General features: G+C 71.0%; 21 protein-coding genes and 1 pseudogene. 10 read left to right on the forward strand and 12 right to left on the reverse strand.

The features are described 5' to 3' along the window. The first annotated feature begins 237 nt into the window (after positions 1–237). Positions 238–1,619 (forward strand): annotated as a pseudogene (locus MRBLWO14_RS10810) (8-oxoguanine deaminase). A gap of 126 nt (positions 1,620–1,745) precedes the next feature. Beyond that, the gene (locus tag MRBLWO14_RS10815) at positions 1,746–3,197 is read left to right on the forward strand and encodes a nucleobase:cation symporter-2 family protein (RefSeq protein WP_341933161.1); all 1,452 of its coding nucleotides are present in this window, start codon (positions 1,746–1,748) and stop codon (positions 3,195–3,197) included. Between the two features lies 1 nt (position 3,198). Here the strand turns inward: MRBLWO14_RS10815 and MRBLWO14_RS10820 are convergent, their stop codons facing one another. The 3 genes from MRBLWO14_RS10820 to MRBLWO14_RS10830 form a co-directional block, all read right to left on the reverse strand. Then, positions 3,199–4,704, reverse strand: coding sequence for an amino acid permease (locus MRBLWO14_RS10820; protein WP_341933162.1), 1,506 nt, complete (start codon positions 4,702–4,704; stop codon positions 3,199–3,201). 191 nt (positions 4,705–4,895) lie between these two features. Next, positions 4,896–5,483: a nitroreductase family protein gene (locus MRBLWO14_RS10825; protein ID WP_341933163.1), complete on the reverse strand. Its 588-nt coding sequence runs from the start codon at positions 5,481–5,483 to the stop codon at positions 4,896–4,898. Positions 5,484–5,596: 113 nt separating this feature from the next. Continuing rightward, positions 5,597–6,505 carry a LysR family transcriptional regulator gene (locus tag MRBLWO14_RS10830; protein ID WP_341933164.1) on the reverse strand — a complete coding sequence of 303 codons (909 nt, stop codon included), beginning with the start codon at positions 6,503–6,505 and terminating at the stop codon, positions 5,597–5,599. Between the two features lie 146 nt (positions 6,506–6,651). Between MRBLWO14_RS10830 and MRBLWO14_RS10835 the strand changes: the two genes are divergently transcribed. Further along, positions 6,652–10,125 carry a bifunctional proline dehydrogenase/L-glutamate gamma-semialdehyde dehydrogenase gene (locus MRBLWO14_RS10835; RefSeq protein ID WP_341933165.1) on the forward strand — a complete coding sequence of 1,158 codons (3,474 nt, stop codon included), beginning with the start codon at positions 6,652–6,654 and terminating at the stop codon, positions 10,123–10,125. 282 nt (positions 10,126–10,407) lie between these two features. Here MRBLWO14_RS10835 and MRBLWO14_RS10840 read toward each other — a convergent pair whose 3' ends face one another. The 6 genes from MRBLWO14_RS10840 to MRBLWO14_RS10865 all read right to left on the reverse strand — a co-directional run bounded on the left by MRBLWO14_RS10840 (position 10,408) and on the right by MRBLWO14_RS10865 (position 17,082). Beyond that, complete coding sequence (locus tag MRBLWO14_RS10840; protein WP_251588659.1) at positions 10,408–11,469, reverse strand: ABC transporter permease; 1,062 nt, start codon at positions 11,467–11,469, stop codon at positions 10,408–10,410. A 50-nt stretch (positions 11,470–11,519) separates the two neighbouring features. Then, positions 11,520–12,413, reverse strand: a complete 894-nt coding sequence (locus MRBLWO14_RS10845; protein WP_341933166.1) for an ATP-binding cassette domain-containing protein — start codon at positions 12,411–12,413, stop codon at positions 11,520–11,522. A 120-nt stretch (positions 12,414–12,533) separates the two neighbouring features. Continuing rightward, a complete protein-coding gene (locus tag MRBLWO14_RS10850) occupies positions 12,534–13,757 on the reverse strand; it encodes a hypothetical protein (RefSeq protein ID WP_341933167.1) in 1,224 nt (407 codons plus the stop codon). Positions 13,758–13,766: 9 nt separating this feature from the next. Then, positions 13,767–14,960, reverse strand: a complete 1,194-nt coding sequence (locus tag MRBLWO14_RS10855; protein WP_341933168.1) for a benzoate/H(+) symporter BenE family transporter — start codon at positions 14,958–14,960, stop codon at positions 13,767–13,769. A gap of 23 nt (positions 14,961–14,983) precedes the next feature. Then, positions 14,984–15,697: a response regulator transcription factor gene (locus MRBLWO14_RS10860; protein WP_341933169.1), complete on the reverse strand. Its 714-nt coding sequence runs from the start codon at positions 15,695–15,697 to the stop codon at positions 14,984–14,986. Next, entirely contained in the window at positions 15,694–17,082 is a 1,389-nt protein-coding gene (locus MRBLWO14_RS10865) for a sensor histidine kinase (protein WP_341933170.1), read from the reverse strand. Before MRBLWO14_RS10865 ends, MRBLWO14_RS10860 begins: the two co-directional genes overlap by 4 nt. A 76-nt stretch (positions 17,083–17,158) precedes the next feature. Between MRBLWO14_RS10865 and MRBLWO14_RS10870 the strand changes: the two genes are divergently transcribed. The 4 genes from MRBLWO14_RS10870 to MRBLWO14_RS10885 all read left to right on the forward strand — a co-directional run bounded on the left by MRBLWO14_RS10870 (position 17,159) and on the right by MRBLWO14_RS10885 (position 20,203). Then, positions 17,159–18,337 carry an MFS transporter gene (locus MRBLWO14_RS10870; protein WP_341933171.1) on the forward strand — a complete coding sequence of 393 codons (1,179 nt, stop codon included), beginning with the start codon at positions 17,159–17,161 and terminating at the stop codon, positions 18,335–18,337. A 58-nt stretch (positions 18,338–18,395) separates the two neighbouring features. After that, positions 18,396–18,845 (forward strand): VOC family protein, encoded by a 450-nt coding sequence (locus tag MRBLWO14_RS10875; protein ID WP_341933172.1) that lies wholly within the window; start codon positions 18,396–18,398, stop codon positions 18,843–18,845. Then, positions 18,845–19,543 carry a helix-turn-helix domain-containing protein gene (locus MRBLWO14_RS10880; RefSeq protein ID WP_341933173.1) on the forward strand — a complete coding sequence of 233 codons (699 nt, stop codon included), beginning with the start codon at positions 18,845–18,847 and terminating at the stop codon, positions 19,541–19,543. Before MRBLWO14_RS10875 ends, MRBLWO14_RS10880 begins: the two co-directional genes overlap by 1 nt. Positions 19,544–19,618: 75 nt before the next feature. Beyond that, on the forward strand, positions 19,619–20,203 hold the full coding sequence (locus MRBLWO14_RS10885) for a dihydrofolate reductase family protein (protein WP_341933174.1): 585 nt from the start codon (positions 19,619–19,621) through the stop codon (positions 20,201–20,203). Between the two features lie 15 nt (positions 20,204–20,218). On the opposite strand, the gene MRBLWO14_RS10890 is transcribed toward MRBLWO14_RS10885, so the two are convergent. After that, a complete protein-coding gene (locus MRBLWO14_RS10890) occupies positions 20,219–21,028 on the reverse strand; it encodes a Cof-type HAD-IIB family hydrolase (RefSeq protein ID WP_341933175.1) in 810 nt (269 codons plus the stop codon). Positions 21,029–21,138: 110 nt separating this feature from the next. Further along, entirely contained in the window at positions 21,139–21,999 is an 861-nt protein-coding gene (locus MRBLWO14_RS10895) for an exodeoxyribonuclease III (protein WP_341933176.1), read from the reverse strand. Between the two features lie 37 nt (positions 22,000–22,036). On the opposite strand from MRBLWO14_RS10895, the gene pyrE reads away from it, so the two are divergent. Both pyrE and MRBLWO14_RS10905 read left to right on the forward strand, forming a co-directional pair. Next, positions 22,037–22,597 (forward strand): orotate phosphoribosyltransferase, encoded by a 561-nt coding sequence (gene pyrE / locus MRBLWO14_RS10900; protein WP_341933177.1) that lies wholly within the window; start codon positions 22,037–22,039, stop codon positions 22,595–22,597. Further along, on the forward strand, positions 22,594–23,496 hold the full coding sequence (locus tag MRBLWO14_RS10905) for an ROK family protein (RefSeq protein WP_341933178.1): 903 nt from the start codon (positions 22,594–22,596) through the stop codon (positions 23,494–23,496). The genes pyrE and MRBLWO14_RS10905 overlap by 4 nt, the downstream gene beginning before the upstream one ends. 27 nt (positions 23,497–23,523) lie before the next feature. Here MRBLWO14_RS10905 and MRBLWO14_RS10910 read toward each other — a convergent pair whose 3' ends face one another. Beyond that, complete coding sequence (locus tag MRBLWO14_RS10910) at positions 23,524–23,955, reverse strand: hypothetical protein (RefSeq protein ID WP_341933179.1); 432 nt, start codon at positions 23,953–23,955, stop codon at positions 23,524–23,526. A gap of 241 nt (positions 23,956–24,196) precedes the next feature. Here MRBLWO14_RS10910 and MRBLWO14_RS10915 point away from each other — a divergent pair, with 241 nt between their 5' ends. Next, on the forward strand, positions 24,197–25,363 hold the full coding sequence (locus tag MRBLWO14_RS10915; protein ID WP_341933180.1) for an anhydro-N-acetylmuramic acid kinase: 1,167 nt from the start codon (positions 24,197–24,199) through the stop codon (positions 25,361–25,363). Positions 25,364–25,374: the final 11 nt, after the last annotated feature.

Genomic DNA, 25,374 nt, shown 5'->3' on the forward strand with positions numbered 1-25,374 from the left:
GGTGGGGTTTCGGCGACCCGGTGGGGTTTCGGCGACCCGGTGGGGTGTCCGGCCTCGCGAGGAGAGGCGCTGGTTTCGTCCAGCGGAAGAAGTTCATCATCATGCGGAAGGAACTCTTGACGGCTCGCGCGGGATGCTGGTAGACCTGAGGGCACCCCGGTGACGGGGTTCCTGGATCAGCAGACAGGACGACACTGAGCTGGCCCCTTCGGGGCCGGCCCGCGGCTCCGCTTACGGATGGAGCCCGTCATGTCGTCGCACACCCCTCGCGTGTGGCTGAAGAACCCCCTCGGCATCTTCACCGGAACGGATGCCGACGCCTCCGGCGGCCTCGTCGTCGCCGAGGGCCGCATCGCGGAGACCGTGCCCACCGGGGCGGCGCCCCCGCCGCCCCGGTGGACGAGGTCGTCGACGCCTCGCGGCACGTCGTCATCCCCGGCCTGATCAACACGCACCACCACTTCTACCAGACCCTCACCCGCGCCTGGACGCCCGTCGTGAGCGCGGAACTCTTCCCCTGGCTCAAGGGCCTCTACGGGGTCTGGGCGGGCATCACGCCGCGAGACCTGGAGCTCGCCACCACGGTCGCCCTCGCCGAGCTGCTGCTCTCGGGCTGCACCACCGCCGCCGACCACCACTACCTCTTCCCGGACGGTCTCGAAGACGGCATCGACGTCCAGGTCGACGCGGTCCGTCGACTCGGGATGCGGGCGACGCTCACCCGCGGGTCGATGTCGCTCGGCGAGGACGACGGCGGGCTGCCGCCCCAACGCACCGTGCAGGACGCCGACGTCATCCTCGCCGACAGCGAACGCCTCGTCGGCGCCTACCACGAGCGCGGCGACGGCGCCCTGGTGCAGATCGGCCTCGCGCCGTGCTCGCCGTTCTCGGTGACCACCGGGGGCATGCGCGACACCGCGGCGCTCGCCGAGAGCCTCGACGTGCGCCTGCACACGCACCTGGCCGAGACGCTCGACGAGGAGGACTTCTGCCGCGAGATGTTCGGACTCCGCACGGTCGACTACCTCGAGAGCGTCGGCTGGCTGTCGGACCGCACATGGCTCGCGCACGGCATCCACTTCGACGACGACGAAGTCGCCCGGCTCGGTGCCGCAGGCACGGCCGTCTCGCACTGCGCGACCTCGAACATGCGCCTCGCCTCGGGCATCGCCCGCACGCTCGAACTGGAACAGGCCGGAGCGCCGGTCGGACTGGGAGTCGACGGCTCGGCCTCGAACGACGGATCGAACATGATCCAGGAGGTGCGTCAGGCGCTGTACCTGCAGCGGCTGCGGTACGGCGCCGCGGCCGTCACCCCCGAACGAGCGCTGAGCTGGGCGACCGCCGGATCGGCCAGCGCCCTGGGCCGCGACGACATCGGCGTGCTCGCACCGGGACGCCAGGCCGACCTCGCGATGTTCACGCTCGACGAGCTGCGGTTCTCCGGCAGCCACGATCCGGTCGCCGCGCTGCTGCTGTGCGGAGCCGAACGCGCCGACCGCGTGATGATCGGCGGCGCCTGGCGGGTGCTCGACGGCCAGATCGTCGGGCTCGACGTCGAGCGGCTCATCGCCCACCACAGCGAGGCCGCCCGCGCCCTGCTCGCCCGGCACGGCTGAACAGCCGCGCGAGCCGCGCGAGCCCCCGCCCGCCCTGCACGAGCCCCCGCGCGACCCGCGCGAGACCCCGCACGAGCTGAACGACCCGCACCACCCCCCCCACCCACCCACGACGAAGAGGTCGAGATGAAGAAGCGCTCGACTGCCGCACGCCCCGAAGACGAGCGGCTCCCGATCGGAGTGACGGTCGCCTACGGCATCCAGCACGTCCTGACCATGTACGGCGGGATCATCGCCCCGCCGCTGATCATCGGCTCGATGGCCGGCCTGAACGGGGCGGAGATCGGCGTTCTCATCACCGCGTGTCTGTTCATGGGCGGCCTCGCGACGATCCTGCAGACCGTCGGCATCCCGTTCTTCGGCTCCCAGCTGCCGCTCGTGCAGGGTGTCTCGTTCGCCGGCGTCGCGACCATGGGCGCGATCGTGACCAGCGGCGGAGGCCTCCCCGCGGTCTTCGGATCGGTGATCGTCGCCTCCGTGATCGGCCTCGTGATCACGCCGATCTTCGCGACGGTGATCCGCTTCTTCCCGCCCGTCGTCACCGGTGCCGTCATCACGACGATCGGCCTCACGCTGCTGCCGGTCGCGGCGAGCTGGGCCATGGGCGGCGACAGCACGGCATCCGACTACGGGGATCCGTCGAACCTGCTGCTCGCGGTCATCACGTTCGTCGTGGTCGTCGCCCTGAGCAAGGTGGGCATCGGCGCCATCTCACGACTGTCGACCCTGCTCGCGATCGTGGTCGGCACGATCGTCGCCGCCTGCCTCGGTCGCGTCGACTTCAGCGCCGTGGGCGACGGGCCGATCCTCGCGCTGCCGAGTCCCTTCGCGTTCGGGATGCCGACCTTCGAGGTCGCCGCGATCATCTCGATGTTCATCGTGATCCTCGTCACGCTCACCGAGACGACCGCCGACATCCTCGCGGTCGGCGAGATCGTCGGCACGAAGGTCGATGCGAAGCGCATCGCGGCGGGGCTGCGCGCCGACATGCTATCGAGCGCGGTATCCCCGGTCTTCGGGCCGTTCACGCAGTCGGCCTTCGCGCAGAACGTCGGACTCGTCGCGATCACGGGCGTGAAGAGCCGGTTCGTGGTGACCGCCGGCGGCGCGGTGCTCGTCGTGCTCGGTCTGCTGCCGGTGCTCGGCCGCGTCGTGGCCGCCGTGCCGACGCCCGTGCTCGGCGGGGCCGGCATCGTGCTCTTCGGCAGCGTCGCCGCCAGCGGCATCCGCACCCTCGCCAAGGTCGACTACCGCGGCACCATGAACCTCATCATCGTCGCCTCGGCGATCGGCATCGGGATGCTGCCGATCGCGGCCCCCACGATCTACGACCGGATGCCCGACTGGTTCACGACCATCTTCCACTCCGGGATCAGCTCGGCCGCGGTCACCGCCATCCTGCTCAACCTGCTCTTCAACCACCTCGGACGCCGACCGGGAAAGGACGCGTCCGTGTTCGCCGCAGCGCCGACCCGCAGCATCCCCGTCGCCTACCTGGAGGCGTTCGAGGACGGCGACTCGATCGTCGGAGGCCGCATCCTCGACAGGCACGGCAACGAGGTGCGGGCCGGCGACTGAGTCACCGGTCGCGACGGATGCCGCCGAGGGCGTCCTTCTCGAGACCCTGTCCGATCAGCGAGTGGCGTCGGGAGTACGCGAAGTAGATCACGAGGCCGAGGGCGAGCCAGATCGCGAAGCGCAGCCACGTCTCGGTGCTGAGGTTCAGCATGAGCCAGAAGCACGCGATCGCCGAGATCCACGGCAGCCACGGCGACAGCGGCACCGTGAACGGACGCTCCAGGTCAGGACGCGACTTGCGCAGGATCGGCACGCCGATGCTCACCAGCACGAACGCCGACAGGGTGCCGATGTTGATCATGTCGCCCAGCACCTGCACGTCGGTGAAGCCGGCGATGATCGCGATGATCACGCCGACGATGAGCTGGATGCGGATCGGCGTGCCGCGCTTCGCGTCGGTGACGCTCAGCGAGCGGGGGAGCAGTCCGTCGCGACTCATCGCGAACACGACGCGGGCGAGGCCCATGAGGAGCACCATCACGACGGTGGTGAGGCCGACAAGGCTGCCGATCGCGATGACCTGCGCCGCCCACGTCGCGCCCACCAGCTCGAACGCGCTCGCCAAGGACGGCTCGTCGAGCTTCGCGAGCTCGGTGTACGACACCATGCCGGTGATCACGACGGCGACGAGCACGTACAGCACGGTCACGATCGCGAGGCCGAGGATGATGCCGCGCGGCACCGTGCGCTTCGGGTCCTTGGTCTCCTCGGCGCTGGTCGCGACGACATCGAAGCCGATGAAGGCGAAGAACACGAGGGCTGCGCCGCTGAGGATGCCGAACACGCCGTACATGGTCGGCTCGGAGCCCGTCATGAACGAGAACAGCGACTGCGTCCACGCGCTCTCCGAGGCCGCGCCCTCCTGAGCCGGGGGCACGAAAGGGGTGTAGTTGGCGCCGTTGATGAAGAAGAACCCGACAACGATCACGAACAGCACGATCGCGACCTTGATGACCGTGAACACGCTGTTCACGCGGCTCGACAGCTGCGTGCCGAGGGCGAGCAGAGTCGTGAAGATCGCGACGATGACGACGGGGCCCCAGTCGAACGCGAGCGGTCCCAGCTGCAGCGTCATCGGTATGTCGAGGTCGAACAGCGACACCGCGTCGCCGAGGTACACGCCCCAGTACTTCGCGATGACGGCCGACGCCATCAGCATCTCGAGGATGAGGTCCCAGCCGATGATCCACGCGAGGAACTCGCCCAGCGTCGAGTACGTGAACGTGTACGCGGATCCCGCGACGGGGATGGATGACGCGAACTCGGCGTAGCAGAGGATCGCGAGGCCGCACACGACCGCGGCGATCACGAACGAGATGATCACTGCCGGACCGGAATGGCGGGCCGACGCCTCGGCGCCCACCGAGAAGATGCCGGCGCCGACGGCCACGGCGACGCCCATGACGGCGAGGTCCCACACCCCGAGGGAGCGCTTGAGGGAGCGCTTCTCGTCGTGGGTCTCGGCCATGGACTGCTCGACCGACTTGATCCTGCGCAGAATTGCCATGCCGACGAGTCTAGGTCGGGGCCGTCGCGCAGTGTTCCTGACAAATGACGCGGCGTCTCCCGCTCTGTTCGCCGAGACCTTACGGGAACGCCGAAACCCCACCCGAGATACGTAGCTCAAGTGGGGTTTCGGCGCGCGTGTGGGGTTTCGACGCGCGTATGCGGCGGCGGTGCGCCGAGACGGGACTCCGCTCAGGCGCTGAGGATGACCGTCTCGTCGATCGGACGACGCACGCGCGGGGCGACCTCGCGCTCCTGCAGCACCTCGGGCAGCGACTCGACGTCGCCGAACTCGCCGACGGCGAAGACGGTGGCGGGCACGAAACGCTCTTCGAGGTCGGCGAACTCGCGCACGACCTCGGGGTCGAAGCCGCTCATCTGGTGCACGACGAGGCCGTCGTGGTGGGCCTGGACCGAGAAGTGCGCGACGGCCTGGCCGAGGTCGTAGAGGGCGTGGGTGAGCGGGGTGCCGTCGGCGGTCGCGGTCTCGGCGATCGCGACGACGAGCACGGCGGCGTTGCGCGCCCAGGTCTGGTTGAAGCCGACGAGCGAGTCGGTGACCTGCGCGTGCAGGGCGGTGCCGCGGCGGGCGACGATGAAGCGCCACGGCTGCGAGTTGTTGGCGGACGGGCTCCAGCGAGCGGCCTCGAGGGCGGTCGCGAGCTTGGCCTCGTCGATGTCGTTCTGCGCGTCGTACGCGCGGGGGCTCCAGCGTCCGGCGAGGACGTCGAGGACGGGGTGCTCGGTGGGGGCGGTGCGGTCGATCACGGGAGTGCTCACGGGAATGCCTTTCAGAGGAGTCGGAACCGGACTCCTTCGTCCGCGTACGAGGGTGCCAACGAATGTATGTGCACGCATATTCCCGTGACGTCGTGTGACGCGCAGCGCCGTTCTCAGTCGAGCAGATTGCGGGATGCCGTCGACGCGAGCGCCCTGCGCACGGCGCGGATCGACGGGGCGGCCGCCGAGACCCGACGCGCAGACGAGAAGATCTCCCGCCGGGGCTCGTCGGGGAGCGGCGACAGGTCGACGGTCGGCGTCTCGCCCGCCCACACCAGCTCGGGCAGAAGGCCCACCGCGAGCCCCGCCCTGATCAGGCGCACGTGGGCGGTGAGGTCGGCGACCTCGAAGCGCACGTCGGGCTCGAACCCCGCGGTGCGGCACAGCTGCTCTGCCCACGCGCGGGACGCGGTCCCCGCCGGTTCGAGCACCCAGGGCTCGTCGCGCGTCGACCACAGCGCCGCCACGGCATCCGCCTCCGCCGGGCTCCCCGGCCGCCGGGCGAGCGCGATCGCGTCATGGGCGAGCACGACGCGGTCGAGGTCGGCGTGCAGGGGGCGCGTGCGACCGGGGTACTGCTCGGCGAGGATGAGGTCGAAGTCGCGGCTCGAGACGCCGACGAGACCCGTCTCGGGGTCGCTCTCGGTGACCTCGACGCGGAGCGACGGATGCTGCGCGCGGAGCGCGGCGAGGGCGCCGGGCAGCAGCGAGTGCGCGGTCGACTGGAACACCGCGAGGTGCACGGTGCCGGTGACCTCGGTGAGCGACTCGGCGACCGCGACCTCGGCCTGCTCGAGGCGGTCGAGGATGCCGACGGCCTCGCCGACGAGCACGGTGCCCTGCGGCGTGAGCTGGACGCCGCGGCCGACCCGTCGGAGCAGCGGGACGCCGACCTCGCGCTCCAGGGCCGCGAGCTGCTGCGACACCGACGCCTTGCTGTACGAGAGGGCATCGGCCACCGCGGAGAGCGTGCCGAGGCGCGAGAGCTCGACGAGCATACGCAGGCGGTTGACGTCGAGCATCCCGGCTCCTCAGGCGCACGCGGATCGTTCATCCTTACTGAACGATGATCACGCGAATCGGTTGATAGACGTAGCCTACTGCGGCGTCTGACAATGATCGAGCCACGCACGCACCCGCACGCGCGATCCCCCTGGAAGGTCTCCCGATGACTGTCGCCGCCGACACCGCCACCCCCGACACCACTCCGCGCACCGAGGAGGTCGCCGCGCTCGTGCAGCGCTGGCTCGCCGAGAGCGAGACCCACCCCGTCGAGCCCGCCGCTCAGCGCCTCTCCGAGGTGCTGAAGGACCCGAACGGCCTCGCCTTCACGGTCGGCTTCGTCGACGGCGTCATGCGCCCCGAAGACCTCGGCGTCGCCGGCCGCAAGCTCGCCGAGCTCTCCGACATCACCCCGACGCTGCTGCCCGGCTACCTGCGCGCCGCGATCAAGGCCGGCGGCTTCTTCGCACCCACGCTGCCCGGCGTCGTCGTGCCCATCTCGCGCCGCGTGCTGCGTGCCATGGTCGGCCACCTCGTGCTCGACGCGACCCCCTCGAAGCTGGGCCCTGCGATCGCGAAGCTGCGCAAGGGCGGCAACCGACTGAACCTCAACCTCCTCGGCGAGGCCGTGCTCGGCGAGCGCGAGGCCGGCCGCCGTCTGCAGGGCACCCAGGACTTCCTCGCACGCGGCGACGTCGACTACGTCTCGATCAAGGTGTCGAGCGTCGTCAGCCAGCTCTCCATGTGGTCGTTCGACGAGGCCGTCGCCGACGTCGTCGAGAAGCTCACCCCGCTGTACCGCCTCGCCGCCAGAGCGGAGGCCGCGGGCAAGGCGAAGTTCATCAACCTCGACATGGAGGAGTACCGCGACCTCGATCTGACCATCGCGGCGTTCACCAGCATCCTCGACCAGCCCGGTCTCGAAGACCTCGAGGCGGGCATCGTCCTGCAGGCCTACCTGCCCGACGCGCTCGCCGCCATGCAGCGCCTGCAGGAGTGGGCCGCCGCGCGCCGCGCGAAGGGCGGCGCCCCCATCAAGGTGCGCGTCGTCAAGGGCGCGAACCTCGCGATGGAGGAGGTCGACTCGAAGATCCACGACTGGCCGCTCGCGACCTACGGCACCAAGCAGGACTCCGACACCAACTACAAGCGCGTGCTCGACTGGGCCATGACGCCGGAGCGACTGGATGCCGTGCGCATCGGCGTCGCCGGTCACAACCTCTTCGACATCGCCTACACCTGGCTGCTCGCCCAGGCCCGCGGTGTGACCGACGCGGTCGAGTACGAGATGCTGCTCGGCATGGCGACCGGTCAGGCCGAGGCCGTCCGCAAGGACGTCGGCCGCCTGCTGCTCTACACGCCCGTCGTGAACCCCGCCGAGTTCGACGTCGCGATCGCCTACCTCGTGCGCCGCCTCGAAGAGAACGCCAGCCCCGAGAACTTCATGTCGGCCGTGTTCGAGCTCGCCTCGAACCCGCAGCTGCTGACCCGTGAGCGCGAGCGCTTCGAGCGGTCGCTGGCCGCGCTCGTCGCCGACCCGTCGGTGCCGTCGCCGAACCGCGTGCAGAACCGCGCCGCCGAAGAGCTGACGGATGCCGTGACCACCGGATTCCACAACCAGCCGGACACCGACCCCGCGATCGCCGCCAACCGCGCGTGGGGTCGCGAGATCCTGCAGCGCTCCGTCGGCTCGACCCTCGGTCTGGACGCCATCGCCGCAGCGCGCATCGACGCGGAGGCGCAGCTCGACGGCGTGTTCGCCACGGTGCAGAGCGCTGCCGAGAAGTGGGCTGCCCGCCCGGCATCCGAGCGCGCCGCGATCCTGCACCGGGCCGGCGACGAGCTCGCCGCCCGTCGTGCGCAGCTCATCGAGATCATGGCGCACGAGGCGGGCAAGACCATCGCCGAGGCCGACCCCGAGGTCAGTGAGGCGATCGACTTCGCGCACTACTACGCCGAGCGGGCTCTCGACCTCGAGAACATCACCGGGGCCGACTTCGTGCCGTCGAAGGTCACCGTCGTGACCCCGCCGTGGAACTTCCCCGTCGCGATCCCCGCCGGCGGCGTGCTCGCCGGCCTCGCCTCCGGCTCCGGCGTCATCATCAAGCCGGCCAAGCTCACCCAGCGCTGCGGCGCCGTCATGGTCGAGGCCCTGTGGGCGGCCGGCGTGCCGACCGAGCTGCTCGCTCTCGTCGATCTCGCGAACCGCGACCTCGGCACACAGCTCGTCGCGAGCCCTGCAGTCGACCGGGTGATCCTCACGGGTGCGTACGAGACGGCGCAGCTGTTCCGCTCGTTCCGCTCCGACCTGCCGTTGCTCGCCGAGACGAGCGGCAAGAACGCGATCATCGTGACCCCGTCGGCCGACCTCGACCTCGCCGCCGCCGACGTCGCCCGCAGCGCCTTCGGGCACGCAGGGCAGAAGTGCTCGGCCGCATCGCTCGCGATCCTCGTCGGATCGGTCGCCGACTCCGCGCGCTTCGAGCGCCAGCTCGTCGACGCCGTCACCTCGATGCGCGTCGGTCTGCCCGACGACCCGTCGACCCAGATGGGACCGATCATCGAGCCGGCGAACGGCAAGCTGCTCACCGCCCTCACCACGCTCGACAAGGGCGAGCGCTGGCTCGTCGAGCCGAAGAAGCTCGACACCGAGGGACGCCAGTGGACGCCGGGCGTCAAGATCGGCGTCGCGCCGGGATCGACCACGCACCTGACCGAGTTCTTCGGACCGGTGCTCGGCATCATGCGCGCGAAGGATCTCGACGAGGCCATCCGGCTGCAGAACGCGGTGGACTACGGCCTGACCGCCGGCATCCACTCGCTCGATTCCGACGAGGTCGCCACGTGGATCGACCGCGTCGACGCGGGCAACCTCTACGTGAACCGCGGCATCACCGGGGCGATCGTGCAGCGGCAGCCGTTCGGCGGGTGGAAGCGCTCCGCCGTCGGCGCCGGCGCGAAGGCCGGTGGACCCAACTACCTGTTCGGTCTCGGCGAGTGGGCCCCGGCCGAGCTGCCCGCGGCCGCCCCCGGAGCCGCCATCGTCCCCGCGGTCGACGCCGTGCTCGCGGCCGCCGCGGCCGACCTCGACGCCGTCCAGATCGAGTGGCTGCACCGTGCGGCCGCCTCCGACGAGCGCGCGTGGGTCTCCGAGTTCGGCGCCGTCTCCGACAAGTCCGGCCTCGGCGTGGAGCGCAACGTGTTCCGGTACCGCCCGGTCGAGGTCGACGTGCGCATCGCCGAGGGTGCGACGCTCGCCGACGGCATCCGGGTGATCGCCGCCGCCCTGCGCAGCGGCAGCCCGTTCACGGTGTCGGCCGCCGCACTGCCCTCGCGCGTCGAGAAGGCGCTCCGCGCCGCGGGCGTCACCGTGTCGAGCGACAAGGACGCGGCGTGGGTCAAGCGCTACGCCAAGGCCGCCGCGAAGGCGGAGCACAGCTGGCGCCGCGTGCGCCTGGTCGGCGGCGACGCCTCCGCGCTGTTCGAGGCGCTCGGCGGGACCCCCGACGTGGCCGTGTGGTCGCACGCCGTGACGGGCGCGGGCCGGGTCGAGATGCTGCCGTTCCTGCACGAGCAGGCCGTGTCGATCACGAACCACCGTTTCGGCAACCCGACCACTCTCTCCGAGGGCGTGCTCTGACCCCGCCCCTCTGAGCTCCCCCGCGCACCGCGCACGCGCACGCAGCACGCAGCACGCACGCACGTACGTCGAGACCCACCACGAGCGTCGAGACCCACCACCCCGGACGTCGGGAGTGGTGGGTCTCGACGGGGGTGGTGGGTCTCGGCGCAGGGCCGGGTCTCGGCGCAGGGCCGGGTCCTGTGCAGGGGCGGGACCGGCGCAGGGGAGGGCCTCGGCGCAGGGGCGGGTCCGGCGCAGGGCGGGTCGGCGCGAGCCCGGCGATGACGCGGGAGCGCGTGCTCAGCCGCGCAGCGCCTCGCCCAGCTTGACCCGGGTGCCCATGCGCAGCAGCGAGTTCTCGTAGATCTTCGCGCCAACGGCGATCGCCGCGACGCAGCTTGCGAGCAGGATCACGAGGCTCAGCAGCGGCTCCCACCACTGCGCCTCCCCGACGAACAGGCGCATCGGCATGCCGACCGGAGCCGAGAACGGCACGTACGACATGATCGTGAGCACCAGCGGGTTGTCGTTGAACACGATCACCAGCACGTACGGCGCCATGATGAGCATCGTGATCGGGGTCGTCGTCGATCCGATGTCCTCCTGGCGCGACACCATCGAGGCCGCGGCGGCGAACATCGATGCGAGCAGGATGAACCCGAAGAGGAAGAACACCGCGAACCAGATGATCGGGGCCCCGAGCGTCGCGAGCACCTCGCTCTGACCCGTCGCCGTGAGGCCTATCGTGGCGATCGCCGCGAGCGCGAGGATCTGCCCCATCGCGAGGATCGTGTTGCCGATGACCTTGCCCGCGAGCAGGGTGCGCGACGAGATGGTCGACAGCAGGATCTCGACCACGCGGGTCTGCTTCTCTTCCACGACGCTCTGCGCGATCGTGCCGCCGAACGTCGCCGCTGCCCCCATGAACACGATGCCGAACGCGATGGCGATGAAGTAGCGCAGCAGCGGGTTCGTGGTCGCGGGCTCGAGGATCTGCACCTCGGGCGCCTGCGACAGCGCCGACACCAGTCCGCTCGGGGCGTCCTTGAGGGCGATCACGGTGAGCCCGGTCGCGCCCTCGCCGGGAACGACCGCCGCGTCGACCTTCTCGGAGCGGAGCAGCTCTTCGGCGGCTGCGGTGTCGGCGACCTCGGTGGCCTCGACGTTCGGCAGGGCCGACACGACGGATGCCGTCTCGGACGTCACCGCGACCGGCATGGACTCCGCGGCGGCGTTCTTGCTCGCGAAGCCGCCGATCACGATGCCGGCGAGCGCGATGAGCAGCAGCACGCCGGTCGAGATCAGGAAGGCCTTGCTGCGCAGCTTCGAGCCGATCTCGCGTTCGGCGACGAGCCAGATCATCGAGGCCTGGGTGCTCGAACGGGCAGGGCGGCGGGAGGGGGCTGGCGTGCTCACTGGATGACCTCCTTGAAGATCTGGGCGAGGGAGGGATGCTTCGGCGCGAAGCTCGCGACGTCGCCGCGCTCGACGGCGGTGCGCAGCACGCGCTGCGCAGTCTCGGGGCCGTCGGCGTCGAACAGGGCGTAGCCGCCCTCGAAGTCGACGACGGTGACGCCCGGTTCGGCGCGCAGCCACCCGGCATCCCCGGAGGAGACGAGTTCGTAGCGGTTGCCGGCGTGCTCGGCCCGCAGGCCGTCGCGGGAGCCCGCGGCACGGATCTGCCCGCCCGCGAGGATCACGAGGTCGTCGCACAGCCGCTCGACCACGTCGAGCTGGTGCGACGAGAACAGGATCGACGCTCCCTTGGCGGCGGACGACTGCAGCACCGACGCGACGACGTCGACGGCGAGGGGGTCGAGTCCCGAGAACGGCTCGTCGAGGATCAGGACCTCGGGGTCGTGCACGAGGGCGGCGGCGATCTGCGCGCGCTGCTGGTTGCCGAGCGACAGCGACTCGATGGTGTCGTTCAGGCGCTCCTCGAGTCCGAGCTCGGTGAGCAGCGCGGTCGCGCGGGCCGTGGCATCCGGCTTGCTGAAGCCGTGCAGCCGGGCGAGATACACGATCTGTTCGAGCACCTTCATCTTGGGGTACAGCCCTCGTTCTTCCGGCATGTAGCCGAAGTGGCTGCGCTGGTCGCCGGTGAGCGGCTGTCCGTCGAGGGCGACGGTGCCTCCGTCGGCGGAGAGCAGCCCGAGGACGATCCGCATGGTGGTGGTCTTGCCTGCGCCGTTGCCGCCGACGAAACCCGTCAGGCGGCCGGGGGCCACCTCGAACGAGACGTCGTCGAGCACGCGCCGAGAGCCGTAGCTCTTGGTGATGCCGGTGAGTACGAGCTGTCCTGTCATGCCTTCACGCTAGGGCGGTGGCGGGGGCCGCGGCATCCCCCGTGCGGCGGATCGCCGTCGAGGGCTCCGAGCGCGGGTCCGCCGCGCGGCGGACGCCATCCTCCCCGGGGTGGGATGCGCTCAGCGCGAGGTGAGGAACACGAGGATGCCGAGGGCGAACGGCGCCGTCGTCACGAAGAACACCGCCCCGACGATGACGACGACGGCGACCCACGGGCTGCGCCGCCGCAGGCGCCGGCCGGGCGGTGCGACACCGACGGGCGGCGGGGTGACGACGCCGGCGGGAGCGGCGAACGGCAGGGCCGGGGCACCCGCGGGCACGGGGGCCGCGGGTGGAACGGGCGCCCCGCTCGTCGGCACCGGCAGCGACGGATGCCGAGGCGCCGCCGTGACCTGCCCGCGCAGCCGCTCGTCGCGCCACCGCGCCCACTGATCGAGCTTCACGAGCAGCGCACCGACCGCACCGAACAGCCACGCCCAGGTCGCGGGATCGAGCGTCGAGACCTCGCGGCGCGTGTAGAGGAAGAGCCAGTCGTCGACGATCTCGACGTCGAGCTCGGCCGCGTGATCGATGAACCGCGCCATCACGTCGGGGGTGAACAGGTACAGCGCGTCGACCTCGTAGCCCTCGGGGCAGTACAGCGAGAAGTACCGGTCGAAGTCGCCTTCGAGCGAGAGGCGCTGGTCGCGGCGGAACGCTCCGGCGAGGCTGCTGCCCAGGGTGTTGTTCCCCAGGGCGTCGAGCAGGATGTTCGGCAGCGGCACGTCGAGCTTCACCGCGACGTACCCCCACCGGTGCGTCTGGCTCTGCTTCCCGTTGCTCGTCGTGTACTGGTAGTTGCCGAACTCCACGAACCGCGGGCTCGTGCCACGCAGCACGTCGGTCGAGACGCGGCTCGATCCGGTCTGGAAGATGAGGCCGGGGAGCGGCGGCTCGTCGATCCGTTCGAGGTAGGCGAGGGCGTTCGAGGCCGCGAAACGGCTGAGCCGGAAGCGGGTGAGGGCCCGCTGGCGGTTGGCCCGTCGCACGAGCGCGACCAGGCCGACGGTGAGCCCGCCGAACAGGAGCAGACCGGTGAGGGCGCCGACGAGCACGCCCGCGTCGCGCCCGATGGCGTAGCCGATGCCCATGAGCAGCACGCCGGCCACCGGGACGATCAGCAGCACCGCCACGATCACGAGCACCCAGGCGACGACCTGCCCTGCCGTCGTGGGGTTCGCCCGCCGGTGCGCGCGGGCGAACGCGTCGACCTCGGCGGGATCGACCGGGTCGGTCAGCGCCCTGGCGTCGAAGAACCCGACCGGAGTGTCGGACGGCGGGGCGGCGGGCGGGGGAAGGCTCACGCGTCCACGCTAACGCGCCTCGCCGCGCCGACCGGTGTGCAGCACGCCGCGCACGAGGAGCCCGGCGACGAGGGCCCAGAACGCCGCGCTCACCCCGAGCACCGCGATGCCGGACGCCGCGACGAGGAAAGTGACCACGGCGGGGATGCGCTCGCCGGGATCGTCGATGGCCTGCTGCACCGACGAGCCGAAAGCTCCGAAGAGGGCGAGCCCGGCGACGGCGGGGATCACGGCATCCGGAGCGAGCAGCACCAGCGCGGCGAAGGCGGCCGAGAAGGCCCCGAGCACGAGGTACGACGCGCCCGTCGAGACGCCGGCGATCCAGCGTCGTCCGTGGTCGGGGTCGGCCTCGGGGGATGCCGCGAGCGCGGCGCTGATCGCGGCGAGGTTGATCGCGTGGCCGCCGGCGGCGGCGCCCGCCGCGGTGCCGATGCCGGTCACGAGCATGGCGGGGCGCCACGGCACCTCGTAGCCGAAGCTGCGCATGATGGCGATGCCGGGCACGTTCTGCGAGGCCATCGTGACGATGAAGAGCGGCAGGGCGATGCCGACGACGGCGCCGACCGTGAACACGGGGGCGGTGAGCTCGACGCGGGGCAGCAGCAGTCCGGCGTCCACGGGGGCGCCTGACTGCACGAGCGAGACCGCGACGACGACGGCCGCGGCGACGAAGGCCAGCGGCACGGCCCATCGCGGCGCGAGGCGGGCGAAGACGAGCCAGGTCAGCACGACCGGCACGACGCCCCACGGGTTCGCCACCAACCCGATGACGGGCGCGAGGCAGAGCGGCAGCAGCACGCCCGCGAGCATGGCCTGGGCGATGGACGGAGGGATGCGGGCGATCAGCGCGCCGAGCGCGGGCCACAGCGCCGTCAGCAGGATCAGCGCGGCGGCGACAAGGAAGGCGCCGACCGCGGCGGGCCAGTCGCCGTCGACGGCGCCGGTCGCCGCGAGGAGGGCGGCACCGGGCGTCGACCATGCGGCCGTGATCGGCATGCGGTAGCGCCAGGCCAGCACGATGCAGGCGAGGCCCATCGTGAGGCACAGCGCGAGCAGACCGCTCGCCGCCTCGACGGGGGTCGCGCCGACCGCGCCGAGCCCGGTGAGCACGACGGTGAACGAGCTCGTGAAGCCCACGAGTGCCGTGACGATGCCGGCGAGTACCGGCCGGGCCAGGGGGGATCGGGGCGGCGGAGCGGACACCCTCCGAGAGTAGCGGGATGCCGTCAGGCGAGCCCGAGCCGGTAGGCGAGCACGACCGCCTGCACGCGATCCCGCGCGCCGAGCTTCTGCAGGATGCGTGACACGTGCGTCTTCACGGTGGCCTCGCCGATGAACAGCGCTGCCGCGATCTCGGAGTTCGTGCGGGCGTCGGCGAGCAGTGAGAGCACCTCGGCCTCGCGCTCGGTGAGCGGTTCGCTGAGCGGCGGCGTCGGCGGTGGCGGCGTCGGCGGCGTCTGCGCGGACGGGTGCGGGACCGCGGTCGACGGCGGTGTCGGAGCGGATGCCGTGGCGAACCGGGCGAGCACCCGCCGCGTCACCTCGGGCGCGAGCATGCCGTCGCCCGCGGCCAGCGCCCGGACCGCGGCGATGAGATCCTCCGCTCCGGCGTTCTTGAGCAGGAAGCCGCTCGCTCCGGCGTCCAGCGCCTGATAGAGGTAGTCGTCGCGGTCGAAGGTCGTGATGATCGCGATCGCGGCCGAGACGCTCGGGTCGGCGACGATGCGGCGGGTCGCCTCGATGCCGTCCATGTCGGGCATCTGCACGTCCATCGTGATGACGTCGGGGCGCAGCGCGGCGGCCTGCGCGACCGCATCGGCACCGGTCGCCGCCTCGCCCACGACGGCGATGTCGGGTTGCGTGTCGAGGATCGTGCGGAAGCCGGCGCGGAGCATCGCGTGGTCGTCGACGAGCAGCACACGGATACGGTCCCCGGTCATGACGGGGCGCCCTTCTGCACGGTATCGGCGGGCACGGTATCGGCCCGCACGGTGTCGGCCCGCACAGTGTCGGCCCGCACAGTGTCGGCCTGCACGGTCTCGGCGGGCTGATCGCGTCCGGCATCCTGAGCGCTGCCCGCGTCGCGGCTGCCGAGCGGCACCCTGGCTCGCACGCGCAGACCGCCGGTGCTGCGCGGCGCGACCTCGAGGGTGCCGCCGGATGCGGCAGCGCGCTCCCGCATCCCGAGCTGTCCGAGCCCTGGACGGAGGACGGCGACCGCGCGTCCGGTGTTGACGACCTCGACCTCCACGGCATCCGCGTCGTAGCGGACCCTGACATCGGCGGTCGCGCCGTAGCCCGCGTGCCGACGTGCGTTCGTGAGCGACTCCTGCGCGATGCGGTAGAGGTTCACGGCGACGACCGACGGCACGGCGACGGGGTCGCCGATCACGGCGTAGTCGGTGGGCAGGCCCGAATCGGTCGACGCGCGGGCCAGGTCGGCGATGTCGTCGAGGGTGACGGTCGACGCGGTCTCCGTGCTGTCGCCGCCGGGCGTGCGAAGCGTCTCGAGCAGCTGCCGCAGCTCGTGGATCGCGTCGCGCGCCGACCCCTCGATGCCCGAGAGGATGCCGCGGGCCTTCTCCGGGTCCTGATCGATGACGAGCCGTGCCGCACCCGCCTGCACGCCCATCACCGAGACGTGATGGGCGACGACGTCGTGGAGCTCGCGGGCGATGCGCACCCTGTCGAGCGCGACGGCCTGGGCGGCCGTGACCTCGCGTTCGCGCTCGAGCTCGGCCGTGCGCAGCTCCAGCACCTCGCGCGCCTGCGCGGCGTTCCACGAGCGATCGCCGAAGTAGTAGGCGCCGCCGAAGTACAGCGCGTTGAGCAGCACCTGGATCAGCATGAACGCGACGTACGGCGACATCAGGCCGGCGACGACCTCGGCCTTGTCGGCCTGCTCGATCGCCTCGCGGTACATCGTGATGAGCAGCCAGACGAACATGCCGACGATGATCGCGATGCGCACGATCATCGCCGCCCTGCGATCGTTCATCCACGCGCCGACCGTGTACAGCGCCACGAACATGGCGATGTTGCCGACGTAGATCTCGGGCACCTGGAACGAGATCGCGAGGAAGTACGCGACGCAGATCACGATCGCCACGAGCGCCGGCCAGCGTCGCCGCACGGCGAGCGGCGCCGTGACGACGACCGCGTAGACGAGCGCGGTCCACGGTTCCGCCCTCGTGTCGCCGTAGATCTCGGCGATGGTCGAGAGGGCGGCGCTGAGGACGGCGCCGACGAACATGATCGCGGCGAGCACGAGGTCGGCGCGCTGTTCGCGGGCGCTCGGCGTGCGGGTGAACGTCGCGGCGGGCATGCCCCCACCGTACGGGCGGGACGGATGCCGCGGCATCCCCCGCGCGACGGACCGTCGTCACCTGCGAGAATCGAGCGTGACCTCCGCGCCGCGCCTCGCCCCGCTGTACCTCGCCGGTTTCACCACCGCCTTCGGCGCGCACGGCATCGCCGCCGCGCTGGGCGCGGAGACCGACGACATCGGGTGGACGCTGCTCGCCTTCGGCTTCACCCTCGCGCTGTACGACCTCGCTGAGGTGCTGCTCAAACCGCTGTTCGGCGCGCTGAGCGATCGCGTCGGCGTCCGGCCCGTGATCATCGGCGGCCTGCTGGCCTTCGCCGCGTTCTCGGTGGTGGGGGCCGTGGTGCCGGGGATGGCCGGACTGGTGATCGGGCGCTTCGGGCAGGGGGCGGCGGCGTCGGCGTTCTCCCCGTCGTCGTCGGCCGCCGTCGCGCGGCTGACCGACGATGCCACGCGCGGAAAGTACTTCGGTCGCTACGGCTCGTGGAAGAGCCTGGGCTACGCCCTCGGTCCGCTGCTCGGGGCCGTGCTCGTCGTGTGGGGCGGACTGCCCGCGCTGTTCTGGGCGCTCGCCGCGCTCGGCCTCGGCGCCGCGGCATGGGTCGCCGTCTCCGTGCCGCACGTTCCGGTGCTGCCCCGCAAGCGCGTGACGCTCCTCGATCTCGGGCGCGAGCTCGTCGCCCCCGGGTTCCTCGTGCCGACTCTCGTACTGGCTGCGACGACCGGCGCGCTCGCCGTGGCGGTCGGATTCCTCCCGCTTCTCGGCAGGCAGGCCGGACTCGACACCGCGTGGAGCATGGCGATCGTCACGGTGCTGGCTGTCGCTTCGAGCGCGGCGCAGCCCCTGGTGGGCTCGGCGCACGACCGCGGCCGGATCTCGGTGCGCGGCGGCACGGTCGGCGGACTGCTGCTCATCGCGGTCGGCATCGCCCTGTCGGCGGTGACCGGTCACCCCGCCGCGCTGGTCACGACGGCCCTGCTCGTCGGACTCGGTGTGGGCACGGCAACGCCGGTGGCGTTCTCGCACCTCGCCGCCTCCACACCGCCCGAGCGCATGGGGCGCACGATGGGCAGCGCGGAGCTGGGTCGCGAGCTCGGTGACGCGGGCGGACCGTTGGTCGCGGGGGCCGTGGCGACGGCATCCGTCCCGGGGATCGGGCTGGGAGTGGTGGCCGCCCTCACCGCGGGCGCGGGCGTGCTGGCGGCGGTCGGGACGCGCAGGTCGAGAAACCGAGGACTTGCTCTTGACAAGTGAACTTGCTTTTTGCAAGTATCGAGCATCATCACCCACGACCCACGACAAAGGAGTCATCGTGACCAGTGTCTTCGTCAACCTGCCCACCACCGATCTCGACCGCGCCAAGGCCTTTTACACGGCCCTCGGCTGCGAGATCAACCCGAACTTCACCGACGAGAACGCCGCGTGCGTCGTCTGGTCGAAGGACATCTACTTCATGGTCCTCAAGCGCGAGTTCTTCCAGACCTTCACCGACAAGCCGATCGCCGACCCGAACCAGGTCGTGCAGGTCTCGGTCTCGTTCAGCCGCGACTCGCGCGACGAGGTCGACGCCATCCTCGAGAAGGGCCTCGCCGCCGGCGGCGTCGAGCCGCGGCCTGCCCAGGACTACGGCTTCATGTACTCGCGCGACCTCGACGACCCCGACGGCAACTCGCTCGGCTTCCTCTACATGACCCCGGAGGCCGCCGAGAACGGCCCCGACCACGTGGCCGATCACGCCGCGGAGCAGAACGCCGCATCCTGATGGCGGCGCGCAGCTACGGCCAGTACTGCGGGGTCACGACGGCCGTCGAGCTGATCGGGGAGCGGTGGGCGCTGCTCATCGTCCGCGATCTGCTCGTCGGGCCCCGTAGGTACACCGACCTCAAGCAGGGCCTGCCGCGCATCCCCACCAACATCCTGTCCTCCCGGCTCAAGGAGCTGCAGGACGGCGGCGTCGTACGCCGCATCCCGCTGCGGCGCGGCCTCGCCTACGAGCTCACTCCGTACGGGCAGGCGCTCGAGTCCGTCATCCTCGAACTCGGGCGCTGGGGCTTCCAGACCATGGGAGACCCCCGAGAAGGCGACGTCGTCACACCCGACTCGCTCACGATGGCCCTGCGCACGGCGTTCCAGGCTGACGCCGCCGCCGACGCCGAGTACGAGCTGCACGTCGGCGACGTCGCGCTCCGCGCATCGGTGCGCGGAGGAGACCTCGTCGTCGCGCAGATCTCCCCTCCTGCTCCGCCCGCCCCCGGCGGCGACGCGCGGCAGCCGCAAGGAGAGGCGGATGCCGTGATCGTCGCCGGTCCCGGCATCCGTCGGCTGATCGCCGGCGAGATCACGCCGGACGAGGCGATCGCGCAGGACGTGCTCGCCGTCGTACGGGGCGATATCTCGCACCTCGAGTCGTTCGCCCGCACGTTCCACATCGCGCCGCTGGGCGCATCCCTTCCCGTGTAGCACCGCTGTTTCCCGTGCAAAGGAGCACTCTCGTGACCGGACGCATCGTGATCGACCTGTTCGCCACCCTCGACGGTGTCGCCCAGGGGGCCGGGCGGTGTCGGTGAAGACACCTCGGGCGGCTTCACCTTCAGCGGCTGGCAGGCCGGCTACCCGTCGTCGGGTGTCGGATCCCAGGTGACGGAGGGGATGCAGCAGCTCGACGCCCTGCTGCTCGGCCGCCGAACATACGACATCTTCGCCGCGTACTGGCCGCAGCACACCGACGGCCCGTCCGGCGAGATCGGGCAGCTGTTCGACCGCGTGCCGAAGTACGTCGCGACCCGTGATGCCGATCGGGCCCTCGACTGGCAGGGGAGCTCCCGCGTGGGGGCGGACCTCGCCAGCGAGATCGCCGACCTGCGCGCGCGGCATCGCGAGGTGCACGTGATCGGCAGCATCGACTTCGTGCACACCCTGCTCGCCGAGGGGCTGTTCGACCAGCTCAACCTCTGGGTGTACCCGATCCTGCTCGGGGCCGGCAAGAAGGTGTTCCGCGACGACGCCCTGCCCTCGGTGCTCGAGCTGCTCGAGACGCCGGTCACGGATCCCGAGGGCGTGACGCTGTTCCGCTACGGCCGCACCGACCGCACGCCCGAAGTCGGGACGTTCGAGGACTAGCTACACTTCCCCGTCTCAGTCCAGCATCCGCTCGATGACCCGAGCCACCCCGTCGTCGTCGTTCGACGCGGTCGTCTCGTCGGCGGCGGCTTTCGCGGCATCCAGGCCGTTGGACATCGCGACCCCGTGACCGGCCCAGCGCAGCATCTCGACGTCGTTCAGCGCATCGCCGAAAGCCACGACATCGGCGCGGTCGATCGCGAGGTGCTCGCAGAGCCGCGCGAGTCCCGTGGCCTTGGTGACGCCCTCGGCCATGACCTCGACGAAGGGCGCTCCGGAGAGAGTGGCCTCGAAACCGGTGAGCCCGAGACCCCGGAGCGCCTCGAACAACACCGGAGGTGCGAGCTCCGGATGCCGGATCACGAGTTTCAGACTCGGAGCGGCGAGCACCTCGGCGAGGTCGACGCCGCCCATCGTGCCGGGGTCGCGCTTGTGGTCGGACAGGTCGGCGACGGCGGCGTAGCCGTGCTGGGCCACGAACGTCTCCCCGCCCTCTCGCACGCTCGCGAACAGCAGATCGGGGATGCTGTCGCCCAACGCCTGAGCCAGCGTCCGGATCGTCTCGGCCGGCAGCTCCTCGGCGAACAGCATCCTGCCCTCGGTGAGGTGCGTCGCATATGCGCCGTTGCTGCACAGCGCCCAGCCGTCGAAGCCCGCACCGGACGCGATCGCCCGCAGACCGATGGGCTGCCGCGCGGTCACAGGGACGACGTGGATGCCGCGCTCGCGCGCCGCATCGAGAGCCGCGCGCGTGCGGGCGCTCACCTCCGACGCGGACGTGAGCAGCGTGCCGTCGAGATCGGTCGCGATCAGGCGCAGGGTCACGGCGTTTCGTCTCGCTTCGCTCGCTCAACGACCCGCGAAGGGGTCATTCGCTCGGGGGCCGGGGAATATCACGGCGTTTCGTCTCGCTTCGCTCGCTGAACGACGCGCTCTCAGGAGAAGATCATCGGGAGGTCGTCGTCGTCCTCCCCGGCGGCAGTCCCGAGGCGGCTGTTGTCGAGCTCGACGACGACGGGCACGTGGTCGCTGGGCTGCTCGCCCTTGCGCTCCTCGCGGTGGATCGATGCGCCGGTCACCGCATCGGCGAGCGTCTTCGAGCCGAGGATGAAGTCGATGCGGATGCCCTCGTTGCGCGGGAACTTGAGACGCTGGTAGTCCCAGTACGTGTACCCCTCGGGCAGCAGCGGCCGCACGACGTCGCTCACGCCCGCATCGGCGAGGGCGAAGAAGGCCTCGCGCTCCGGCGGGGAGACGTGCGTGGAGACACCCTCGACGATGTCGGGGTCGCCGTTGTCGCCGTCGAACGGGATGATGTTGAAGTCGCCGACGAGCGCGAGCGGCAGGTCGGGGTTCGCGGCGAGCTCCGCGGCCGTCGACTTCTTCAGCTCTTCGAGCCAGTGCAGCTTGTAGGCGTAGTGCGGATCGCCGAGCGCACGGCCGTTGGGCACGTACAGGCTCCACACGCGCACGCCGTCGACGAGCACGCCCAGCGCGCGGGCCTCGAGCGGTGCATCGGGCCCCTCGTGCCCCTTCGCGAAGCCCGGCATGCCGTCGAAAGACGTGCGCACGTCGGTGACGGGGAGGCGGCTGGCGATCGCGACGCCGTTCCACTGGTTCAGGCCGTGGACCTCGACGTGGTACCCGGCCTCTTCGAACGGGCCGTACGGGAACTGCTCCGGCTTGCACTTGATCTCCTGCATCGCCAGCACGTCGATGTCCTCTCGGACGGCGAACTCGACGGTGCGGGTCACGCGGGTGCGGATGGAGTTGACGTTCCAGGTGGCCAAGCGCATGCGTCAAGCCTAGGGCTTGCCTCCTACACTGGATGCCGTGACCGCACTCGACGCAGACCGCCAGACACTCCTCGATCTCATCACCGACGAGGCGGTGTTCCACGGCGACTTCACCCTCTCCAGCGGCAAGAAGGCGACGTACTACGTCGACATGCGCAAGCTCACGCTCGACCACCGCGCAGCGCCGGCCATCGGGCGGATCATGCTCGACCTCATCGCCGACCTCGACGTCGCAGCCGTCGGCGGCCTGACCCTCGGTGCCGACCCGATCGCGAACTCGGTGCTGCACGCCTCGGTGGCCACGGATCGTCCGCTCGACGCCTTCGTCGTGCGCAAGGAGCCGAAGGACCACGGCCGAGGCCGTCAGATCGAGGGCGCCGATGTGAAGGGCAAGCGCGTCGTCGTGCTCGAAGACACGTCCACCACCGGGCAGTCCGCGCTCAAGGCGGTCGAGGCGCTTCGCAAGGAGGGCGCCGAAGTCGTCGCTGTCGCCGTGATCGTCGACCGCAAGACCGGGGCACAGGCAGCCATCGAAGCCGAGGGTCTCGAATGGCGAGCGGCCTTCGACCTCGACGACCTCGGGCTCGACCCCCAGTGACCCGCTACGCTCTCGCCCTCGACATCGGCGGCACGAAGATGGAGGCCGCGCTCGTCCGCGAGGACGGCACGCTCGTCGACGGCAGCCGCAGCCGCCAGGCCACCGGTCGTGAAGCGACGTTCCCCTCGCTGGATCTCGCGGTCGCAGCGGTCGTCTCGCACGCACTGGCGCCGCTGCCGGCGGACGCCGAGCTCGTCGGCGCCGGAGTCGGCAGCGCCGGACCCATCGATCGCTCTGCCGGCGCCATCCTGCCCGTGAACATGCCGCTCGCGCGCGGTTACGGCCTCGCGGCATCCGTGCACACCGCAGCGTCCGCGATCCGCGGTGCGCACGTGCGCACCGTGCTCGGCCACGATGGCGGCGCCCTCGCGCTCGCGGAGTCATGGCTCGGAGCGACGCAGGGTGCCGGAGCGTCGCTGTCGATCGTCGTGTCGACGGGCGTCGGCGGCGGTTTCGTCGTGGGTGGAGCCTACATCCCGGGCGCGACCGGCAACGCCGGTCACCTCGGCCAGGTTCGCCGCGAGGGCGGGCTCACGCTCGAGGAGATCGCCTCCGGACCGGCCAGCGCCGCGTGGGCGCAGCAGCAGGGCTGGACGGGGTCGACCGGCGAGGATCTCGCCAGGGATGCTGCGGCGGGCGTCGCCGTCGCCCGGGCGGCGATCGAGCGATCGGCGACGGCGGTCGGGCAGGCCCTTGCCGACGCGGCCACCCTGGTCGACCTCGATGTCGTCGCGATCGGCGGCGGGTTCTCCCGGGTGTCAGCCGACTACATCGACCTGGTGCAGGCAGCTCTGACAGCGAGCGCCGCGCACGAGTACTCCCGTCGCACCCGCGTGGTGCGGTCGGGGCTGGGCGACGAGGGGCCGCTCATCGGTGCGGCCGCCCTCGTGCTGCGCTGATCGTCCTCGGGCTTCTCGGAGCGACGATCAGCGGGCGCGGGTCAACAGGCGCGGCACCGGACCTTCGAGCCGGGCGACGGCGATCTTCACTTCGGTGGTCTCGTGTCCCACCGCGTCGATCCGGTCGGTGAGACTTCTCTCGACCTCGTCGATCCGCGCGTTGAGTGTGCGCTCGACCTCGTCGATCCGCGCGCTGAGTTTGCGCTCGACGTCGTCGATCCGGGCGTTGAGTGTGCGCTCGACCTCGTCGATCCGCGCGCTGAGTTTGCGCTCGACCTCGTCGATCCGCGCGCTGAGTTTGTGCTCGACGTCGTCGATCCGGGCGTTGAGTGTGCGCTCGACGCCGTCGATCCGGGCGCTGAGCTTGTGTTCGACCGCATCCGTCCGACGCACGCACCACGCGAAGCCTACGAACATGCTCGATCCCAGTGTCACCACGATGCCGACCGCGCTGAGCACGACCGCAATGATCTCTGCGGACACGAACATGCTCCTATTCTGACGGGACCTCGGTGGGTTCCGCAGAATGCTAGCTGGCACCCGGTGACCGCTCGTCCGGCCCGACCGCTCGTCTACCCGAGCGGGGGATAACTCAGGATGAGCCAGGCACGTGCAGGGGAGGCCGTGACGTTCGGTCTACATCCCTAACAAATTCCCCGTAGGCTCGGATCACAACACTCACGCAGCGGGAAGGACACTCATGCGCGTACTCGGACTGCTCTCCGGCACCTCGCACGACGGGATCGACGTGACCGTCGTCGACTTCCGCGAGGAGGCGGGAGCTCTGCACGGCATCGTGCTCCACGAGGACAGTGTCCCGTACGAGTCCGCGCTGCGCGCCCGCCTCGTCGCCGCCCTCCCGCCCGCGCAGACCACGCTGGCCGAGGTGTGCGAGCTCGACACGCTGATCGGCCAGTCGTTCGCGGAGGTCGCTGCCGCAGCATCCGAGGCCGTCGGCGGAGTCGACGCCGTGTGCACCCACGGTCAGACCGTCTACCACTGGGTCGACGGCGACCACGCGCTCGGCACCCTGCAGATCGGTCAGGCGGCCTGGATCGCCGAGCGCGTCGGCGCTCCGGTCGTGTCGGACGTGCGCATCCGCGACATCACCGTCGGAGGGCACGGTGCACCTCTCGTGTCGTTCCTCGACGAGTTGCTGCTCCGCGACCGCGCGGGCGTCTCAGCAGCCGTGAACCTCGGAGGCATCGCCAACATGACCGTGGTCGGTCCGGACGGGCTCATCGCCTACGACATCGGTCCGGCCAACGCGCTCGTGGACGCGGTCGTCGTCTCCGAGGGACTCGATCCTCGCGGCTACGATGCCGATGCTGCGATCGCGCGGACCGGGTCGGTCGACGACGCGCTGCTCGCCGCCCTGCTCGCCGACCCGTACTACGCTCTGCCGGCTCCGAAGAGCACGGGAAAGGAGCATTTCCACCTCGACTACGTGCGCTCCCACGTCGACGATGCTCGTCGTCAGGGACGGGAGATCTCGGCACCCGATCTCGTCCGCACGCTCACGGAGCTCACGGTGCGCACCGTCGCCCGAGACGTCCGTGCGGCAGGCATCGGCTTCCTCGCCGTGTCGGGTGGCGGCTGCCACAACCCGCTCCTGCTGCAGGGGCTTCGCGATGCGCTGCCCGGAGTCGAGGTCGTGCTCGCCGACGAACTCGGCGCGCCCGTCGACAGCAAGGAGGCGATCCTCTTCGCGCTCATCGGCTGGTGCACGATGCACGGCGTGGCCGCGGTCACTCCGGGAGGGACGGGCGCGCGCGATGCGCGCATCCTCGGAACGATCACACCGGGTCGCGGTCCGCTGCGGATGCCGGAGCCGGTGGCGTCGGTGCGGAGCCTCACGCTGAGCTGAGTGGCGCGGGC

This window comes from Microbacterium sp. LWO14-1.2, assembly GCF_038397715.1.
GTDB lineage: Bacteria > Actinomycetota > Actinomycetes > Actinomycetales > Microbacteriaceae > Microbacterium.

Bases quoted from the DNA above. Each gene is read 5' to 3' on its own strand.
- MRBLWO14_RS10815 (WP_341933161.1), top strand. From the start codon at position 1,746: ATGAAGAAGCGCTCGACTGCCGCACGCCCCGAAGACGAGCGGCTCCCG.
- MRBLWO14_RS10820 (WP_341933162.1), bottom strand. From the start codon at position 4,704: ATGGCAATTCTGCGCAGGATCAAGTCGGTCGAGCAGTCCATGGCCGAG.
- MRBLWO14_RS10830 (WP_341933164.1), bottom strand. From the start codon at position 6,505: ATGCTCGACGTCAACCGCCTGCGTATGCTCGTCGAGCTCTCGCGCCTC.
- MRBLWO14_RS10835 (WP_341933165.1), top strand. From the start codon at position 6,652: ATGACTGTCGCCGCCGACACCGCCACCCCCGACACCACTCCGCGCACC.
- MRBLWO14_RS10840 (WP_251588659.1), bottom strand. From the start codon at position 11,469: ATGATCTGGCTCGTCGCCGAACGCGAGATCGGCTCGAAGCTGCGCAGC.
- MRBLWO14_RS10845 (WP_341933166.1), bottom strand. From the start codon at position 12,413: ATGACAGGACAGCTCGTACTCACCGGCATCACCAAGAGCTACGGCTCT.
- MRBLWO14_RS10860 (WP_341933169.1), bottom strand. From the start codon at position 15,697: ATGACCGGGGACCGTATCCGTGTGCTGCTCGTCGACGACCACGCGATG.
- MRBLWO14_RS10865 (WP_341933170.1), bottom strand. From the start codon at position 17,082: ATGCCCGCCGCGACGTTCACCCGCACGCCGAGCGCCCGCGAACAGCGC.
- MRBLWO14_RS10880 (WP_341933173.1), top strand. From the start codon at position 18,845: ATGGCGGCGCGCAGCTACGGCCAGTACTGCGGGGTCACGACGGCCGTC.
- MRBLWO14_RS10895 (WP_341933176.1), bottom strand. From the start codon at position 21,999: ATGCGCTTGGCCACCTGGAACGTCAACTCCATCCGCACCCGCGTGACC.
- MRBLWO14_RS10915 (WP_341933180.1), top strand. From the start codon at position 24,197: ATGCGCGTACTCGGACTGCTCTCCGGCACCTCGCACGACGGGATCGAC.